Here is a 16,669-nt window from a genome sequence, read left to right on the forward strand (position 1 = left end):
GCTGACTGCGTCCAGTCGGTTGCCCTCGCAGCGGAAGCCGCGTCGAGAATGTTTACTTATACGTCAGGACATCTTGAATAGGAGCATGCATGCTTCAAGAAGCCCGCGACACACTCCGCGAGTTCGCCAGCGAAACGGACGCGAAGCATCTGCAACGGTTTTTCAAGACCAGTCCCGGTGAATACGGAGAAGGAGACCGGTTCCTCGGCGTCCGTGTCCCCGCCACCCGCAAGGTCGCCCGGATGTTCCGGGCAATGCCCCTGGCCGACGCGCAAACCCTCCTGACCTCGGAAATACACGAGGAACGTCTCCTGGCCCTGCTGATTCTGATCGGTCGGTATCAGCGCGGGACCGCCGACCAGAAGCGGGAAATCTTCGATCTGTATCTCGCCAACACGCGCCATATCAACAACTGGGACCTCGTCGACGTCTCAGCCGAGCACGTGGTCGGCGCCCATCTTTGGGACAAAAGCCGCGCCCCGCTCTCCAACCTGGCCCGCTCCGCCGACCTCTGGGAACGGCGCATCGCGGTCATGGCCACCTTTCACTTCATCAAGATGAACCAGTTCGACGAGACGCTGCGGATCGCCGAACTCCTCCTTTCCGACTCCCACGACCTGATCCACAAGGCCGTGGGCTGGATGCTCCGGGAAATCGGCAAGCGGGATCTGGACGTGGAAGAGGATTTCCTGCGACGCCACCACCTGCACATGCCCAGAACCATGCTCCGGACGCCATCGAGAAATTTCCCGAGGACAAACGACGCCGGTATTTGCTGAAAGGGCGGGGTGATGGCAGGTGTTGACCGCATCGCCACTTGGACTGCGCATCGCATTGAGTAAAATTACTCAATAAAAAAAACGCAAAATCATTCGCGCATTGTGGCCTGAATCCGGCTTCAATCCTTCACCATGATCATCAGTCTGTTGCACCATGTCGATATCTTTTTTACAAGATTTCAGCCAAGTTCAACGCTCGCCGAAATAATTTGGGTTCATCCGGCTGGAGCGTACTTATGAAAAATGAACCGCCCGCTTCGCTCAAGGCCCGGAGCACGCCAAGAAAATATTTTTTAACCTTCCGCTGGAATGATGCGGAAGCCAAAAGATTTCACGCCTGACGGCGATGATTCTTCCTCCCGACAGGGAGGGTCCGTGCGGGCAGGCGGTTGCTGGCCATCGAGATCAAAAGCGGTCGCCGCCGCGACGCCCTGCCCGGCATGGCCGCCTTCGTCGAAGCCTTCCAGCCGGACCGCACCCTGCTGGTCGGCGGCGACGGTATCAAGCTGGAAGCCTTTCTGTCGCGTTCGGTTATGGAGTGGGTGCAGGCGTGAGGGCTTTGGGTGCCACCGTGCAACTCGTCGAGGGCGTCGCGGCGTGGCAATATCTTTCTTGCAAGGGGTCCACCATACTCTGCGACGTCTAATAAAAATCTCGCCGCCCATTGCACGTGAGGTCAGCTTTGTGCATGTTTATTTCGTGTACTCTTCCAGTGCTGTAGTATATTGCTGACTTTGAGGGGGAGTAAAAAAAGCTAGCCTCTGGCGCGGGAGAGGGCGGTGGAGATGATAATGGATTTGCATACGGGATGTTGCGAATAGGAATGATTCAGCTTGATAAAAGGCTTGAGTGATCGTGAGATAAGATGGTGAGAAATCTTGTTATACCTATGGAGAGTGACGTCTGTGTTTGAAGTGTTGCGATATGATTGGAGGATTTATCGTTTGCTTCGTCGCATTGCCAAACAACGAGTTGGCATGATCATGCCTGGAAATGTCTGGGTGATTGAGTACGCGGCACCGATTAATGAAGAAAGTATGCCAATGGTTCAAACCTGCATACTGCGAGGGTGGATTGAAGTACTGCATCAGGGGGTGAATCATTGTCGTCTAAATGAGAACGATTCGTTGCCTGAGAACCTGCAATTTAAGGAAACGCAAGATGTCTGGCGACTGACAGACGCCGGTTGGGCTGCGATCTATCGCGCTCATCAACTATCGCTTCTTGGATTGGCACTATCGCTATTCGGAGTCATAGTTGCGCTCTAGCCTAAGTTTCCTGATTATGCGTTGAATGGGAAAAAGGGCGTATCGTGCGCCGAGGTATCACCGGCTGGACCGGACTTCGGCCAGTCCTTCCGCAAGCGAGCTTGCTCCAGCACAGGCCAAAGCCGATCAGGCTCGAGACATTATCCGGACGGGCGAAAGGACCTCATAGCCATTCTTCCCCCAATTGACGCCAATAAACTGATAAGATGGGCTAAATTTCTTCAAATTGGCACCTTAGAGGCGCATAGGCGCACAAAGATTTCCATTTGAAAAAGCAGGCGGACGGGAGATTTCGAGGTTGAAGGTGCATGACAAAGGACGGCGGCAAATGAAAAATGACCTGATTCACGCCATGACCGAGAGCTTCGAGGGTCACGCCCAAGAGACGGATACCGGCGTGGAGTACTGGCTGGCCCGTGACCTGCAGCACCTCTTGGGCTACGGCAAATGGGACAATTTCCAGAGCGTGATCTCCAAGGCCAAGACCGCCTGCGAGATATCTGGCCATGCCATCGGGGACCATTTTGCCGACGTCGGGAAAATGGTCGATCTGGGTTCAGGTAGTCGGCGCGAGATCGACGACGTAATGCTCACCCGCTACGCCTGCTACCTCGTCGCCCAGAACGGCGACCCGAGGAAGCCGGAAATCGCCTTTGCCCAAACCTATTTCGCCATACAGACCCGCAAAGCCGAGCTGATCGAACAGCGTCTGCTGGAGGCGGAACGGGTACAGGCCCGCCGCAAACTGTCGGACACTGAAAAGGAACTCTCCCAGGTCATCTTCGAGCAGACCGGGGGCAACCAGGACTTCGCCCTGATCCGCAGCAAAGGCGACACCGCACTGTTCGGCAAAAACACCAAGGCGATGAAGGCGCAATGGCGGGTACCGGACAACCGTCCCCTGGCCGACTTCGCGCCCACCATCATCCTCAAGGCCAAGGACTTTGCCACCGAAATCACCATCCACAACGCCCGCGCGCACCAAATGATCAACGAGCCCGCCATTTCCCACGAACACGTCACCAACAACGAGGCCGTGCGCCAGACTCTGCTCAGCCGCGGCATCCGCCCGGAAAGCCTGCCGCCTGCCGAGGACGTGAAAAAGGTGGAGCGCCGACTGGCCTCGGCGGAAAAGAAGACTCTGCAAAACCCGGACAGGCTGCCTGGCGATGAGTGAACAAGAGAGTCAGAAGAAGATAGAACTGGTGCTTGGCTTGCGGTTTCCTGAGTTTCGGGATGCGGGGGGGTGGCAGGAAAGAGCTTTATCGAGTGTTGCCCGCATTACCCATCGGCCGAAGCCGAGCCGGAAATCGACCTGGCCGCCGTTCACGCGCAACTGACCGACATCGACAAGCGCATTGCCCAAGCCGCCGAGACCCATAACCGGCACCTGAGGGAGCTTGGCTTGCCGCCTTTGTAGAGGGCATCATCAAGGCGCCGGACAACATTTTTGCTACCCCCCAAGGTTCCCGGTAATCCTGGTCGGTAGACCTCAAGGACACCACTTCGCATGTTTACCACTGAATTCCTCATCACATCGCTGATCGTCATCCTCATCCCCGGAACCGGCGTCGTGTTCACGGTATCCACGGGGCTTGCGCACGGGGGCCGGGCCGCTTTCTTCGCCTCGGTGGGTTGTACCCTGGGCATCGTGCCCCACCTGCTGGCAACCGTGTTCGGCCTGGCCGCGGTCATGCATACCAGTGCGTTGGCGTTCCAGGTGCTCAAGTACGCCGGAGTCGCCTACCTGCTGTACCTTGCCGTGGCCACATGGCGCGACCGATCGGACCTGGCCGCGCAGCCCGTTGGAGCAAAGGGCGGATCGCTGGGCCTGGTCGTCAAGGCGTTTCTCCTGAATATCCTCAATCCCAAGTTGACCATCTTCTTCCTGGCGTTTCTGCCGCAGTTCATCACCGCCGAAGCCGGCGCGCCCCTTTTGCAGTTGTTCGGCCTCAGCGCCGTGTTCATGGCGATGACCTTCGGGGTTTTCGTGGTGTACGGGCTGCTGGCTCATGCGTTTCGCCGCACGGTCATCGAATCGCCGCGCGTCCAAGCCTGGCTGCGTCGTGGCTTCGCGGCGGCGTTCGCCGGGCTTGGAGCGCAGTTGGCGGTGTCCGAGCGGTGAGGTCTGGCCCTCAATAAGCCGCGCGAGCCGAAAGTTTCGGAAGGGAAACACGGGAGGGAGGGTGACGACGGGTGATGTCGACCAGACCGTGGCAATTCCAAACTAATTGTACATACATAGGAAAAAAGTACACCCATGTCCCGGGACGTACCGGAAAAGCTGATCCAGAACGTCATCACGGCCTGCGGCTCCTGTGAGGATTGTCGGCATTTCATCGAGGACGCTTGCCTGTTCCTGCCGGAATTGTTTCGTCTGCACGACCGCAAGCGCGAGCAGGGAGGAGGCATCACCGCCGCGGAGGCGCGGCGTCTGGCCGATTTGTGCAATCTTTGCGGGCTGTGTCCCTGCGTGGATATCCGGCGCGGGATCATGGCGGGCAAGGCTGCTTACGGCCGACGGGACGGACTGCCCTTCGGAACGCGGATGCTGCAGGACGTGGGTCGGATCGGGAAGCTGTGCGGCGCGTTTCCACGCTTGAGCGGCCTGGCGACCTCCCTCCCGGCGACCTCGGCCCTGATCAAGCGCGTCCTGGATATTCACCCGGATCGGCCCCTGCCCGCCGTGCCTCGGGAGAATTTCGACGGCTGGGTCCGCCGTCGACAGGTCCCTCCAAAACACAAACCGGGCCACGCCGTGCGCAAGGCGGTCTACTTTCCGGGCTGCACGGCCCGCTATCTGTTCCCGGAGGTGGCCCGGGCCGCGGTGGAGGTTCTGGAAGCCTGCGGCGTGGAAGTGCTTTCGGCCGTGAACGACCCGGACGGGGCGTGCTGCGGCATGCCCCCGCTGTTGGAAGGGGACCGGGACATGGCCCTGGGACTGGTCTCGCGCAATCTGCGCTGGATGGCCGAGCATGTGGCCGCTGGATTCGATCTGGTCTGCTCCTGCCCGACCTGCGGCTATTTTTTCAAGCAGCTCCTGCGCGAAGGGGCCTACTACTCGGACGCCTATCAGGACCAGACCGGCGGTGACGGGCAAGCGCTGCGCATCCCCGTGGGCATGGGTGTCAGCGGCCCCCGGGAGGGGAACATGGTGGTTCTGCGCCGGGCCACCTACGGTTCGATTCTCCAGGACAAGGGCCAATTTTCGAGTCTCGATCCGCTCCAGCGCATCGCGGTGGGCGAGCACGCCTTTGATCTTGGAGAGTATCTGGCGTCCCTGTCCGGAGAGGGCCGCTTTCCGCCGATGACCCGGGCCGCTTCCAGGCGGGTGGTCTACTACCCGCCCTGCCACCTTCGGGAACAGAAGATCGGGTATCCTTTTCTGGAACTGCTGCGCAACGTGCCCGGACTCGACGTCGCCCCGCTCACCGGAACCCTGAACTGCTGCGGCATGGCCGGAATCATGGGCTACAAAAAGCCGTTCCACCAGCCCAGCCTGCAACTGGGCGCGCCGCTGATGGACAAAATCCGAGCGCACCGGCCTGAAGCCATCCTCACCGAATGCCTGAGCTGCCGTCTGCAATTCCAACACATGGACGACATCCCGGTCAGCCATCCGGTGGAGGTGCTGCGGGATTCGCTCCCCGACGCCGATCCGGGTTAACCGACCTGGTTCACCGGCTCCGTGAAGGTTACGCCGCTTCCGGAACGGTAATCCCCAGCCTTTTCATCTTGGCGTAGAGCGTACTGCGGCCGATGGCCAGGCGTTGGGCGGCCAGCTTTTTGTTCCAGGAGCAGGATTCCAGGGCTTGCAGGATGATCGCCCGCTCCTGTTCCTCCAGCGTGGGCGCGGCGCTTTGGAACGGCTCCGGGCCGGCCTTGAGCCGGGTCGGCAATTCCTCCGGGGTGATGACCCTGGACTTGGCCAGAACCGTGGCCTGCTCCACCACGTTTTCCAGTTCCCGGACATTGCCCGGCCAGGGATAGTCCAGCAGCAGACGCATGGCCCTGGGACTGATCTCGGTGATCTCCTTGTGCTGCTCCGCGCTGAAACGGCGCAGGAAATGAGCGGCCAGCAGGGCCACGTCGTTGCCGCGCTCCCGCAGGGGCGGAAGCTGAATGGGGATCACGTCCAGGCGGTAGTAAAGATCCTCCCGAAACCGCCCGGCCTTGACCTCCTCCAGTAAATTCTTGTTCGTGGCCGCGACGATGCGTACGTCCACGGTCACGGTCCGATCCCCGCCGACCCGTTCGAAGCGTTGGGTCTGGAGCACGCGCAGCAGCTTGACCTGGGCCGAGGCGCTGATTTCGCCGATCTCGTCCAGAAACACGGTCCCGCCGTCGGCCTGCTCGAACCGCCCCGGACGCTGCTTCAGGGCCCCGGTGAACGCGCCCCGTTCGTGGCCGAACAGCTCGCTTTCCAGCAGGGTAGCCGGATAGGCCGAACAGTTGATGACCACGAAGGGTTTGTCCTGGCGCGGACTAAGGTCGTGGATCGCCCTGGCCACCAACTCCTTACCCGTGCCGGACTCTCCCTGGACCAGGACCGTGGCGTCCGTGGCCGCCACGTCCTCAATCAGCCGGAAAATCAGGGTCAGTTTGGTGTCGCGGCCGATGATGCCCATGAATCCGGCCCGTGCGTCCTGCCGAACCTGGAATTTTTCCGCCTCCACTTCCTGTTGCACGGCGCGGCGCAGCGTTCCCGCGGCCTGGGACAGGACAAGGCTGGCCAATTCCAGGTCCCGGGGCCGACAGGCGCACTTTTTCACGCAGCCCACGATCATCGCCCCGCACAGGCTGTCCTCGTGATACAGGGGCAGAATGGATTGGCCCGGAAGCCTTGCCTGGGCCTCGGAAATCATCGGCGGTCGGAACACCGGAGTCTCGGGCTGGTGGATCGGTTCCATGCCCTGAAGCAGGGCCACTGCCGCGGCCGCGGCCTCTGGGTCCGTAACCTTGCGGGCTTCCTCCGTGGTAAGCATGAAGAACATCTCCCTGTCCGGGCTGAAGACCAGGACGTTGGCTTCCTTGCAGTGGAGAATCTCCTGTGTCCGCCGGATCAGATACCCCGCGACCTCCGGCAGGGAAGCCAGGGCCGAGACGTTCCGGACGATCTCGCAGGAAGCCCGGAGTTGACTTTGGGCCTGTTCCAGCTTGGCCGCCTGATCCTCCAAACGCCGGGTGTATTCGTCGATCCGGCTGGTCATGGTGTTGAAGGCCTCGGCCAGGACCGCGATTTCCTTTTGCCCTTTGATGGGCAGCGGCGGCTGACTCCGGCCCGGCGCATACGCCTGGGCCGCCTGGACCAAGGCCAGCAAGGGCCGGGTCATCCGGTTCAGGAACAACATCCCCCCGGCCAGGGCCGGCACAAGGGTCAGCAAGGCCAGGATGCCGATGGACGCCCAGAGATCACGCACCTCGCCGCGCAGATGCTCCTCGGAAACGCCCAAGCGCAATATCCCGGCATGACCGTCGAAGATGGGCAGGGCCATGTCCAGATGCCGTCGCCCGGTTTCGGAGACGATGCGTTGCAGGGCCGTTTCCTCTCCGGAAAGCTGCTCCGGGAGGTTGAAGGCCAGGAGATCCTCGGGAACTTCCGAACCAAAGGTCGAGGCCAATACCCGGCCTTCGCGGACGACGAACAGGTAGGTCAGGGAAGGGTGGGCGACGCGATGGCGTTCCAGCATGTTGCGCAGGCTGACCAGGTCGTTGACCAGGACCAGGTCGGCCGCTTCCGCGGCCAAGGCGCGGCCCACGTTTTCGGCCTGGGCGGCCAGGGTCTGCTCCAGGCTCTGAGCGTAGCGGTGCGAAGCCAGCAAGGCCACCAACAGCGTGCTCAACGCCATGAGTCCGGTCACGGCGACCAACAGCGTTCCCTTGAGGGAGCGGAGCTTCATGGGTTTTCCGGCTCCCGCGCCATGCGCACCGTGTCATGCAGTTCCTGGATGGATGCGTACCAGGCGTCATCGGCGCGGACGAACCGTTCGATGAGCAGTTCATCCAAAATGACCGCGCCTTCGGGGTCCTGGTGCATGGTCAGGAGCAGTTCCCGGATGCGCCGGGCCAGGTCTTCGGACATGGACTTGGCCACCACCACGGGGGGAATGCCGAAGGGCTCGGAACGCTTGATGATCCGGGTTTGGGACGTGTGGACGGGGTTTTTCCGGGCGTAGTAGTCCCAGATCAGGTTGTCCACCGCGGCGCCGTCCACCAGCCTCTGGGCCACGGCCTGGATGGAATTATCGTGGCTGTAGGTATAGATCACGTCCCGAAAAAACGTCTCCGGCCGTTCGCTCATCAGGGCCAGCCAATACGTCGGGACCAGCCGACCGGTATTGGAGTCCGGGTCCGTAAAGGCGAAGGTCTTGCCGCGCAGGTCCTCCAGGGACTGAAACGGGCTGTCCCGGTTGACGATCAGGTAGGAATAGTAATGGTGGTCCCCCTGGACGATCGGGGTGGCCAGGAGGTCGAACCCGTGCTCGTCCCGGCCCAGGGCGTAAGGGCCGGAGCAAATAAAGGCCAGGTCCAGTTCCTGAAGTCCCAGAAGCTCGTTCACCTCGGCGTAGGTTTTGCGCTGGACGAATTCCAGCTCCATGTCCAGCTTCGTGCTGATGTAGGCCAGGAGTTGGAGATAGATTTCATGGGTCTCCTTGGGCGAGATCATGGCCCCCACGGCCATGCGCAATACCGGGCGATCCGTCGGCTGATCCGGCGGGGAAGCAACGGTCACGGTCTTGGTGAAGTCCACGGACCGGACATCCTCGCCGCGCTCGCAGCCGAGGACCAGGATAAACGCCACAAGGAGCAGGCAGTATCGCATCATTAAGTCAAGCCGTGGTTTGTTGAGCATGGACTTCTCCCGGACAACGCCCAAGGGACATCAAGGTTTCACCTTTCATGAGGTTGCGAAGGCAAGCAAACATGCCTGGAAATGTCAACACCCGCCTCAGGCGTTGGAACGACAGCCTATTTTGAAAATAATATCGATTTCGATAGCGATTTCGATTTCGATTGGTGCTCTTCACCGATTGGCAACCGGTGCCTGAACAGGAGTCTCAGGGTGGCAGTCAAAGATGAAGAGCAAAGGTTTACCTCCGGGCGAACTCCGCGTAGATAAACGGTTTTCGCCAAGCATGACGGTACACTGGTCGGACAGCAACCGACAATCCAGGGAGTTTCCCCCCACGATGACCACCTCGCCCTCTGATCTCACCCCCCGCCGCCGTCCCACCCGGACCATCTCTCTGGGCAAAGTGGCCATGGGCGGTGCGCATCCGGTTCGGGTCCAGAGCATGACCAACACGGACACCCGGGACGCGGAAGCGACCTTGGCCCAGGTCGCCCGGCTGGCCGAGGCCGGGTGCGAGTTCGTGCGTCTGGCCGTGCCGGACGAGACGTCCGCCGCGGTTTTGCCGCAAATCCAGGCCGCCGCCCCGGTGCCGCTGATCGCGGACATCCACTTCGACCACCGTCTGGCCCTGAGGGCCTTGGAAGCCGGGCTGCAGGGGCTGCGCATCAACCCCGGGAACATCGGCGCCAAGGCCAACGTGGACCGGGTGGTGGACGCGGCCAAGGCTCACGGAGCCTGCATCCGGATCGGCGTCAACGGCGGCTCCTTGGAAAAGGAGCTGCTGCGCCAATACGGCGGGGCCACGCCCGAGGCCATGGTTGCCAGCGCCCTGGGCCACGCGGCCCTGCTGGAGCAGCGCGGCTTCGACAATTTCAAGATCTCCCTGAAATCCTCCTCTGTCCCCCGGACCGTGGCCGCTTATCGCCTTCTGGCTGAAAAGCTGGACTGCCCGCTGCACATCGGGATCACCGAGGCCGGGACCCTGCTTCGGGGCGCGGTCAAATCCGGCGTCGGCCTGGGCATCCTGCTCTGGGAAGGCCTGGGCGACACCCTGCGGGTCTCCCTGACCGCGGACCCGGTCCTGGAAGTCCGCGCGGCCTGGGAAATCCTGCGCAGCCTGGGCCTGCGCCAACGCGGCCCGGAGATCATCTCCTGCCCCACCTGCGGACGGACCGAAATCGATCTCCAGGACCTGGCCGAAGAGGTGGAACGCCGCCTGGACGGCGTGACCGAAGTCTTCACCGTGGCCGTGATGGGCTGCGTGGTCAACGGACCCGGCGAGGCCAGGGAAGCGGACATCGGCCTGGCCGGAGGCCGGGACTGCGGCCTGATCTTCCGCCGCGGCGAAATCCTGCGCAAGGTTCGCGGCCGGGACGATCTGCTGCCGGAATTTCTGCGTGAACTGGATGCGTTTTTGGCGGAGCGGAGGGCGACTCGAACCCTGAATCCTGAACCTTGAAAAGGAATCTCATCATGCGCTGGAACAACTACTACCTGCCGACCCTGAAGGAACACCCGGCCGAGGCCGAGGTGGTCAGTCATCGTTTGTTGATGCGCGCGGGCATGATCCGCAAGCTGACCTCCGGGATTTACACTTATCTGCCCCTGGGGCTGCGCTGTCTGGACAAGGTGGCCCGGATCGTGCGCGAGGAGATGAACCGGGCCGGGGCCCTGGAGGTGTTCATGCCCATGGTCCAGCCGGCGGACCTCTGGAAGGAGTCGGGACGCTGGGTTGTGTACGGCAAGGAGTTGCTGCGCATTCAGGATCGGCACGGTCGGGACTACTGCCTGGGGCCGACCCATGAGGAAGTCATCACGGACCTGATTCGCGGGGAAATCCGCTCCTATCGGCAGTTGCCCGTGAACCTGTACCAGATCCAGACCAAGTACCGGGACGAGATCCGACCCCGGTTCGGGCTGATGCGTGGACGGGAATTCATCATGAAGGACGCCTATTCCTTCGACCGGGACGACGCGGGCGCGGACAAGAGCTACCGGGCCATGTACGAGGCCTACATGCGCATCTTCACCCGCTTCGGAATGACCTTCCGGGCCGTGGAGGCGGACTCCGGGGCCATCGGCGGGAGCTTTTCCCACGAATTCATGGTCCTGGCCAACACCGGGGAGGACACCATCGCCGTGTGCACGGCCTGCGAGTTCGCCGCGAACCTGGAAAAGGCCGAGGCCGTGGTCCGGGGCGAAGGCGATGACGGGGAATGCCCGCCTACGGAACCGGTTTCCACGCCGGGCAAGCACACCGTGGAAGAGGTCACGGCGTTTCTGGGGGTCGGCCCCCAGGCCATTCTGAAGACCCTGCTTTACGAGGCCGATGGCCGCCCCGTGGCCGCCCTGGTGCGCGGGGACCGGGAGCTGAACGAAATCAAGTTGAAGAACGTCCTGAACGCCAATGAACTGAACCTGGCCACGCCGGAGCAGGTCCAGGCCTGGACCGGTGCGCCGGTGGGCTTTGCCGGGCCGGTGGATCTGCATGTGGACGCCATCTGGGCGGACCGGGAAGTGGGCCTGCGTCGGGACTGGATCGTCGGGGCCAACAAGGCCGACGCGCACTTGCGGCATGTGGACCTGACCCGGGACGCCGCCATTGCCGGGTACGTGGATCTGCGCCAGGTCACGGCCCAGGATCCCTGCCCGCGCTGCGACGCGGCCCTGGAACTGCCCAAGGGCATCGAAGTGGGCCACGTGTTCAAGCTGGGCACCAAGTACAGCGAGGCCATGGGCGCGCGGTACCTGGACGAGAACGGCAAGGAGCAGCTGATCATCATGGGTTGCTACGGCATCGGCGTCAGCCGGATCATGGCCGCCTGCCTGGAGCAGAACCACGACGACAACGGCGCCCTGTTCCCGCCGCCCATCGCGCCCTTTCAAATCGAGCTGATCCTCCTGGGCGGCAAGAACCCGGAACTGGTGCAACAGGCCGTGGACCTGCACGACCGCCTGGAAGCCCTGGGCTTCGAGGTGCTCCTGGACGACCGGGATGAACGGCCCGGCGTGAAGTTCAAGGACGCCGACCTCATTGGCATCCCCGGCCAGCTCATCCTGGGCGAAAAAGGCGCGGCCCGGGGCGTCCTGGAAGCCAAGAACCGCAAGACCGGAGAACGCACCGAACTGGCTCTGGACGACCTGGATAATCAGGTCCGGTTGTGGTGGCGGGGGATTCTTGAAGATTGGGGAATTGCAGGCTGAAGAAGCCCAGTGCGGCTGAGGGAGTTGGCTGGTCTCGACTTACTGTTTTTGCCACGCCCCCGTTTTATGCTCCGCGAGAGTGGCAGGTAGCGTGTCAAAATGGTGGGACAGGCATCTTGCCTGTCCGTGTGCAGGCAGGATGCCTGCACTACCCAATTCACAAACGGTAATTATGGAACAACCTGAACCATGCCCCACATTTTCTCCGTCCGCGAACTGACCCTGGCCGTGAAGGCCACGTTGGAGGGGGAGTTTCCGCTGGTTTGGGTGCGGGGGCAGGTCTCCAACCTGGCCCGGCCGGGGTCCGGGCACATCTACTTCACCCTGAAGGACAACGAGGCCACGCTGGCCTCGGTCTGGTTCAAGTCCCAGCAGTGGCAGCCCGCGGCGGTCCGGGATGTCCTGGCCGATGGTCAGGAGGTGGTCTGCGTCGGGCGGTTGACCGTGTACGCGCCGCGGGGTGCCTACCAGCTCGTGGTGGAGATGGTTCAGGATCAGGGTTTGGGAACGCTGTACGTGGCCTTCGAGGCCCTGAAGAAGCGGCTGGCCTCGGAAGGATATTTTGATCCGGCCCGCAAGCGCCCTTTGCCGTCGCATCCCAGGCGGATCGCGGTGATCACGGCCCTTGGCGGCGCGGCCTTGCGGGACTTTCTGTGCCTGGCCGACGAACGCGGCTTCGGCGCGTCCATCCGCGTGCATCCGGTCCTGGTCCAGGGCGACCAGGCTCCCGGTCAGATTATCCAGGCCTTGCAAGAGGCCAATATCCAGGCCTGGGCCGAAGTGATCGTGCTGATCCGGGGCGGCGGCTCCCTGGAAGACCTGTGGGCCTTCAACAACGAGGACCTGGCCAGGGCGGTCTTCATCTCCGAAATCCCGGTGCTTGCGGGCATCGGCCACGAGGTGGACACGACCATCGCGGACCTGACCGCGGACGTCCGCGCCGCCACGCCCAGCCATGCGGCCCAGCTCCTGTGGCCGGAGCGACGAGAGCTGGCCCAGACCGTGGACGAACTGGAAAACCGGCTGCAAACCGCGGCCCGGGAGCTGCTGCGTCGGAAAGAAGCGCTGCTGATCGGACAGGAAAAAGCCTTGTCCTGGCTTTCTCCCAAAGTTCGAGTGCAGCGGGCCCTGGAGCGATTGGCCGGGCTGGAGCGCGATCTGCTTCGCAGCGGCCGGGCCATGCTCCGGGAGCGCCGGTCCGCCCTGGCCCAGGCGGCTTCGGACCTGACCAGAACCATGGACGCCCGCTTCTGGGCCGCCAGGCAGGCGGTGTTGGACCAGCGGCAACACGAACTCCTCGCCGCCGGCCGGGAAGCCGTTCGTGTCCGGGATCACGAGTTGGCCAAGCTGGAAACCGTCATGAGCGGTCTGAATCCGGAGCGGCCTTTGGAAAAGGGATTTTGTCTGGTCCAGTCGGAACGGACCGGAAACTTCGTGCGGGACGCCCGTGACGTGGGCCAGGGCGATCTGTTGCGGATCGTACCCCGATCCGGGACCATCGACGCGCGGGTGGAAGAGATACGGACGGAACGGGGAGAATAATGCGACGGTACGGAATCAAGCGGTTGGGCGCGGGTTGGGTGGTGGCCCTTGGAATGCTGTTGTTCGCTCTGGCGGCGGTCACGGCCCATGCGCAAGGACACGTCCACACCCAGGTCCACATCCAGGCCCCGGACCGGGTGGGCGTGGGCATGCCGTTTTTGGTCCGGTTTTCCGGGCCGGAGGATTTTCAAAGCGTAAGCCTGCGCTGGCTGGACAACGACCTCGGCCTCGTCGCCACGAAAGGCGAACAGGGCCGGGAAGCGGCGGTCTTGCTGGGCGTTGATCTGGAGACTCCGCCGGGAACGTATCGGCTTACAGGGACCGTTTCCACGGCTGAAGGGCAGCACGTGTTTGCCCATGACGTTTTGGTCCACGTCCGAGAATTTCCGGAACAGCGACTGCGGGTGTCCCGGGAGATGGTCTCTCCGGACGCCTCGCTGATGCCCCGGATCGAACAGGAACGTAGAGCCGCCCGGGCCGCTTTGGAGCGGGTCACGCCCATGCGATATTGGGAACAGCCCTTTGTCCGACCGGTCCAGGGCAGCGTGTCCAGCGCCTTTGGCCTGCGCCGGTTTTTCAACGACCAGCCCCGGGCCCCGCATCGCGGGGTGGACCTGCGCGGCGCGGAGGGCACGTCGGTGCGGGCCTTCAGCAACGGCGAGGTGGTTTTGGCGGGCGATCACTATTTCGCGGGCCGCTCCATCTATATCGACCACGGCCTGGGCGTGGTCACCCAGTACATCCATCTGTCTGAAATCCTGGTTCAGGAGGGGGACAGGGTCGTCGCCGGGCAGGTCATCGGCAAGGTGGGGGCCACGGGACGGGTCACCGGGCCGCATCTGCATTTCGGACTAAGCGTCCTGGGCATGTGGGTGGACCCTCTGCCGCTGCTGGAATAGCTCGGAGGAGATCAAAAGCGATGGTCAGTCCGGAACCGTGCTGACCGCCCGGACAAAGGCCGGACAGGTAAAATCCTGCCAGCCCAGGTAGCCGGACTCCACATCCACGATCCAGGCCGCGATGAAGGTTCGCCGGTCCGCGCTCCAAAGCCGGAGCTGGCGGCGATCGAACAGGGGTTGCAGACAGAAGTCGTCCAACGGGGCGTCCGGTTCCAGCAAGGTGAGCAGTTCGTCTACCGTGGGCAGCCGCCAGGTGGACCGCCCGGCCCAGCGCTCCCGGTTGAGCCGACGGACGTGTTCCCGCGCCGCGCCCCACTCCAGGGGCTCCGCGGACCCGGACCGCTGCCAAAGTCGGCCCGCGTCCGGATCGGAAACCGTCTCCCGCTCGACCACGTATCGCTTCGCCTTTGGGCGGACCGGCCGCCACAAGGCGTCCACCATGAACATCTCCCGGGCGTCGTGCCCGCCGACCTTGCGCGGTTGCTCGCGCGGTTTTTCATCGCGCGCGCCCCGGCGAGCCGTCCGGGCATGTTCCTCCCAGCGCATTCGACAGACGGCCTCCCGGTGTATTCTCCAGTACCGCGCCATGGCGTCCAAGCCCTCCAGGACCTCAGCGGCACCGGCAGGGCGCTCGGCCGGTTTCGAGGCCAGCATGCGGCCCAGAAATCCGCCCCCTTTCGCGCCGAATTCCCGGATTATCGGCGACCAATCCAAATTTTCCCCGGGCAGCCCTCCGGAAATCATCCGGTACAGGACCACGCCCAAGGCGTACCAGTCGGCGCGCTGGTCCACGCTCTCCGGATCACGCTCCTGCTCCGGCGGAGCGTAGAACGGGCTGCCGACCATCAGCTGGCTCGGGCGGACCTCCCTCTCGCCGCGCAGTTTGGACAGGCCGAAGTCCGCCAATTTGACCCGTTTCCGGCCGTCCAGGAGCAGATTCGCCGGTTTCACGTCCCGATGCACAAGACCTTGGCCATGCAGGGCCTCCAGGGCCGACGCCGTTTGTCGGGCCACCTCCAGGGCCAGGTCCGGGCGCAGGGGACGGCTCGGCTCCTCCACCAGCGGGCTTTCGCCGATCCACTCGCCCACCGTGCGACAATGGTATTCCAAAAGCATATACCACCGCGCGCCCTCAAGTCGTTGTCCCAGCAGCCGGACCACGTGGGGATGGTCCGTGCGGGCCAGGACCCCGGCTTCAAATTGGAACCGCCGCTGGATTTCCTCCAAGCCCAGCAGGTCCGCCAGGTGCGGATGGGGGCGCAGCAGCTTCAAGGCGCAAATCCGGCCGTCCAGCGCGGACCGGACCTTGAGCACCCGGCTCATCCCGCCCTGGCCCAACAGACCCAGAATCTCGTGGCCGTCCATGAAACGCATGCTTACTCCCGCAAACGCCGCGCGTTGACTTCCGGAAACTCCAGGGCCTCGATCTTGGCAATGGTCAACGCGGCGTCATACGGCACGGCGCGCACGTCCAGCAACGCCCGGTCGGAGTCCCAGAGCACGTACTTGGCCGCGAGGGTTCCGTCCCGGGGCTGCCCCACGCTGCCCACGTTGATGATGAAGCGTCGTCCCTCGTCCAGGCGGAATGTCCCGGGTTCGATTTCGTCCAGCGTGGCTTCATGGCCGTCCCAAGATGCCAGATGGAGCATGTGGGTGTGGCCCACGAAGCAGACCTTCTGAGAAAAGGCGGCAAACAGCTCGGGCAGGGTCTCTGGTTCGTATTCGAAAAAATAGTCGAAAGGATCGTCCGGAGGGCAACCGTGCACAGCGAGAAACGTTTCCCGCTGGATGGCCATGGGCCATGTGCCCAGCACCGCGATGGTTTTCGGACTGAGCAGTCCCAGGGTGATCTCCAGGGATTTTCGGGTCGTGGGATTGAACCAGTCGCGTTTTTCCGGGAACAGCACTCCTTGTTCGTGGTTGCCCTGAATGCAGGAAATGCCTTCCCGGCGCAGCAGATGGACCACGGCATTGGGGTCCGGTCCATAGCCCACGGCGTCGCCGAGATTGATCACGGCGTCCGGGCATTGGGTTCGCAGATCTGCCAGGACCGCCAGCAAGGCCTCCTGGTTGGCATGGATGTCCGAGAGCACCGCCAAACGCATAACCGCCGCCTTTCGTTCC

The 16,669-nt window shown here is 62.9% G+C and carries 15 protein-coding genes; 11 read left to right on the top strand and 4 right to left on the bottom strand.

Features of this window, described 5'->3' with window-relative positions:
- Positions 1-89: 89 nt before the first annotated feature.
- From DESLA_RS20240 to DESLA_RS0112010, 7 genes are all read left to right on the top strand, one after another.
- Positions 90-779, top strand: a complete 690-nt coding sequence (locus DESLA_RS20240; protein ID WP_211239053.1) for a DNA alkylation repair protein — start codon at positions 90-92, stop codon at positions 777-779.
- A gap of 389 nt (positions 780-1,168) precedes the next feature.
- Positions 1,169-1,333: a hypothetical protein gene (locus DESLA_RS22930; protein WP_156932949.1), complete on the top strand. Its 165-nt coding sequence runs from the start codon at positions 1,169-1,171 to the stop codon at positions 1,331-1,333.
- Positions 1,334-1,684: 351 nt separating this feature from the next.
- The gene (locus tag DESLA_RS0111990) at positions 1,685-2,047 is read left to right on the top strand and encodes a hypothetical protein (protein WP_156932950.1); all 363 of its coding nucleotides are present in this window, start codon (positions 1,685-1,687) and stop codon (positions 2,045-2,047) included.
- Positions 2,048-2,375: 328 nt separating this feature from the next.
- The gene (gene dinD, locus DESLA_RS0111995) at positions 2,376-3,224 is read left to right on the top strand and encodes a DNA damage-inducible protein D (protein WP_028572633.1); all 849 of its coding nucleotides are present in this window, start codon (positions 2,376-2,378) and stop codon (positions 3,222-3,224) included.
- Positions 3,225-3,293: 69 nt separating this feature from the next.
- On the top strand, positions 3,294-3,467 hold the full coding sequence (locus tag DESLA_RS22935; protein WP_156932951.1) for a hypothetical protein: 174 nt from the start codon (positions 3,294-3,296) through the stop codon (positions 3,465-3,467).
- Positions 3,468-3,557: 90 nt separating this feature from the next.
- Complete coding sequence (locus tag DESLA_RS0112005; protein ID WP_028572634.1) at positions 3,558-4,172, top strand: LysE family translocator; 615 nt, start codon at positions 3,558-3,560, stop codon at positions 4,170-4,172.
- A 135-nt stretch (positions 4,173-4,307) separates the two neighbouring features.
- Complete coding sequence (locus tag DESLA_RS0112010; protein WP_028572635.1) at positions 4,308-5,714, top strand: heterodisulfide reductase-related iron-sulfur binding cluster; 1,407 nt, start codon at positions 4,308-4,310, stop codon at positions 5,712-5,714.
- A 28-nt stretch (positions 5,715-5,742) separates the two neighbouring features.
- On the opposite strand, the gene DESLA_RS20245 is transcribed toward DESLA_RS0112010, so the two are convergent.
- Positions 5,743-7,947, bottom strand: coding sequence for a sigma-54-dependent Fis family transcriptional regulator (locus tag DESLA_RS20245; protein ID WP_051434634.1), 2,205 nt, complete (start codon positions 7,945-7,947; stop codon positions 5,743-5,745).
- Entirely contained in the window at positions 7,944-8,900 is a 957-nt protein-coding gene (locus DESLA_RS0112020; RefSeq protein ID WP_051434635.1) for a substrate-binding domain-containing protein, read from the bottom strand. The genes DESLA_RS20245 and DESLA_RS0112020 overlap by 4 nt, the downstream gene beginning before the upstream one ends.
- Positions 8,901-9,237: 337 nt before the next feature.
- On the opposite strand from DESLA_RS0112020, the gene ispG reads away from it, so the two are divergent.
- The 4 genes from ispG to DESLA_RS0112040 all read left to right on the top strand — a co-directional run bounded on the left by ispG (position 9,238) and on the right by DESLA_RS0112040 (position 14,545).
- Complete coding sequence (gene ispG, locus DESLA_RS0112025) at positions 9,238-10,359, top strand: flavodoxin-dependent (E)-4-hydroxy-3-methylbut-2-enyl-diphosphate synthase (RefSeq protein ID WP_028572637.1); 1,122 nt, start codon at positions 9,238-9,240, stop codon at positions 10,357-10,359.
- Positions 10,360-10,373: 14 nt separating this feature from the next.
- Positions 10,374-12,104, top strand: a complete 1,731-nt coding sequence (locus DESLA_RS0112030; RefSeq protein WP_028572638.1) for a proline--tRNA ligase — start codon at positions 10,374-10,376, stop codon at positions 12,102-12,104.
- A 189-nt stretch (positions 12,105-12,293) separates the two neighbouring features.
- Complete coding sequence (xseA, locus tag DESLA_RS0112035; protein ID WP_028572639.1) at positions 12,294-13,646, top strand: exodeoxyribonuclease VII large subunit; 1,353 nt, start codon at positions 12,294-12,296, stop codon at positions 13,644-13,646.
- Complete coding sequence (locus tag DESLA_RS0112040) at positions 13,646-14,545, top strand: M23 family metallopeptidase (protein ID WP_051434636.1); 900 nt, start codon at positions 13,646-13,648, stop codon at positions 14,543-14,545. Before xseA ends, DESLA_RS0112040 begins: the two co-directional genes overlap by 1 nt.
- Positions 14,546-14,569: 24 nt before the next feature.
- Here the strand turns inward: DESLA_RS0112040 and DESLA_RS0112045 are convergent, their stop codons facing one another.
- Together DESLA_RS0112045 and DESLA_RS0112050 are read right to left on the bottom strand one after the other, a co-directional pair.
- A complete protein-coding gene (locus tag DESLA_RS0112045) occupies positions 14,570-15,919 on the bottom strand; it encodes a protein kinase domain-containing protein (protein ID WP_028572641.1) in 1,350 nt (449 codons plus the stop codon).
- Positions 15,920-15,921: 2 nt separating this feature from the next.
- Positions 15,922-16,650 carry a metallophosphoesterase family protein gene (locus DESLA_RS0112050; RefSeq protein ID WP_028572642.1) on the bottom strand — a complete coding sequence of 243 codons (729 nt, stop codon included), beginning with the start codon at positions 16,648-16,650 and terminating at the stop codon, positions 15,922-15,924.
- Positions 16,651-16,669 lie beyond the last annotated feature (19 nt).

It is taken from the genome of Desulfonatronum lacustre DSM 10312, assembly GCF_000519265.1.
GTDB classification, from domain to species: Bacteria; Desulfobacterota; Desulfovibrionia; order Desulfovibrionales; family Desulfonatronaceae; genus Desulfonatronum; species Desulfonatronum lacustre.

Coding starts and splice junctions, on each gene's coding strand:
- DESLA_RS20240 (WP_211239053.1), top strand. CDS start 90: ATGCTTCAAGAAGCCCGCGACACACTCCGCGAGTTCGCCAGCGAAACG.
- dinD (WP_028572633.1), top strand. CDS start 2,376: ATGAAAAATGACCTGATTCACGCCATGACCGAGAGCTTCGAGGGTCAC.
- DESLA_RS0112005 (WP_028572634.1), top strand. CDS start 3,558: ATGTTTACCACTGAATTCCTCATCACATCGCTGATCGTCATCCTCATC.
- DESLA_RS0112010 (WP_028572635.1), top strand. CDS start 4,308: ATGTCCCGGGACGTACCGGAAAAGCTGATCCAGAACGTCATCACGGCC.
- DESLA_RS20245 (WP_051434634.1), bottom strand. CDS start 7,947: ATGAAGCTCCGCTCCCTCAAGGGAACGCTGTTGGTCGCCGTGACCGGA.
- DESLA_RS0112020 (WP_051434635.1), bottom strand. CDS start 8,900: ATGCTCAACAAACCACGGCTTGACTTAATGATGCGATACTGCCTGCTC.
- ispG (WP_028572637.1), top strand. CDS start 9,238: ATGACCACCTCGCCCTCTGATCTCACCCCCCGCCGCCGTCCCACCCGG.
- DESLA_RS0112030 (WP_028572638.1), top strand. CDS start 10,374: ATGCGCTGGAACAACTACTACCTGCCGACCCTGAAGGAACACCCGGCC.
- xseA (WP_028572639.1), top strand. CDS start 12,294: ATGCCCCACATTTTCTCCGTCCGCGAACTGACCCTGGCCGTGAAGGCC.
- DESLA_RS0112040 (WP_051434636.1), top strand. CDS start 13,646: ATGCGACGGTACGGAATCAAGCGGTTGGGCGCGGGTTGGGTGGTGGCC.
- DESLA_RS0112045 (WP_028572641.1), bottom strand. CDS start 15,919: ATGCGTTTCATGGACGGCCACGAGATTCTGGGTCTGTTGGGCCAGGGC.
- DESLA_RS0112050 (WP_028572642.1), bottom strand. CDS start 16,650: ATGCGTTTGGCGGTGCTCTCGGACATCCATGCCAACCAGGAGGCCTTG.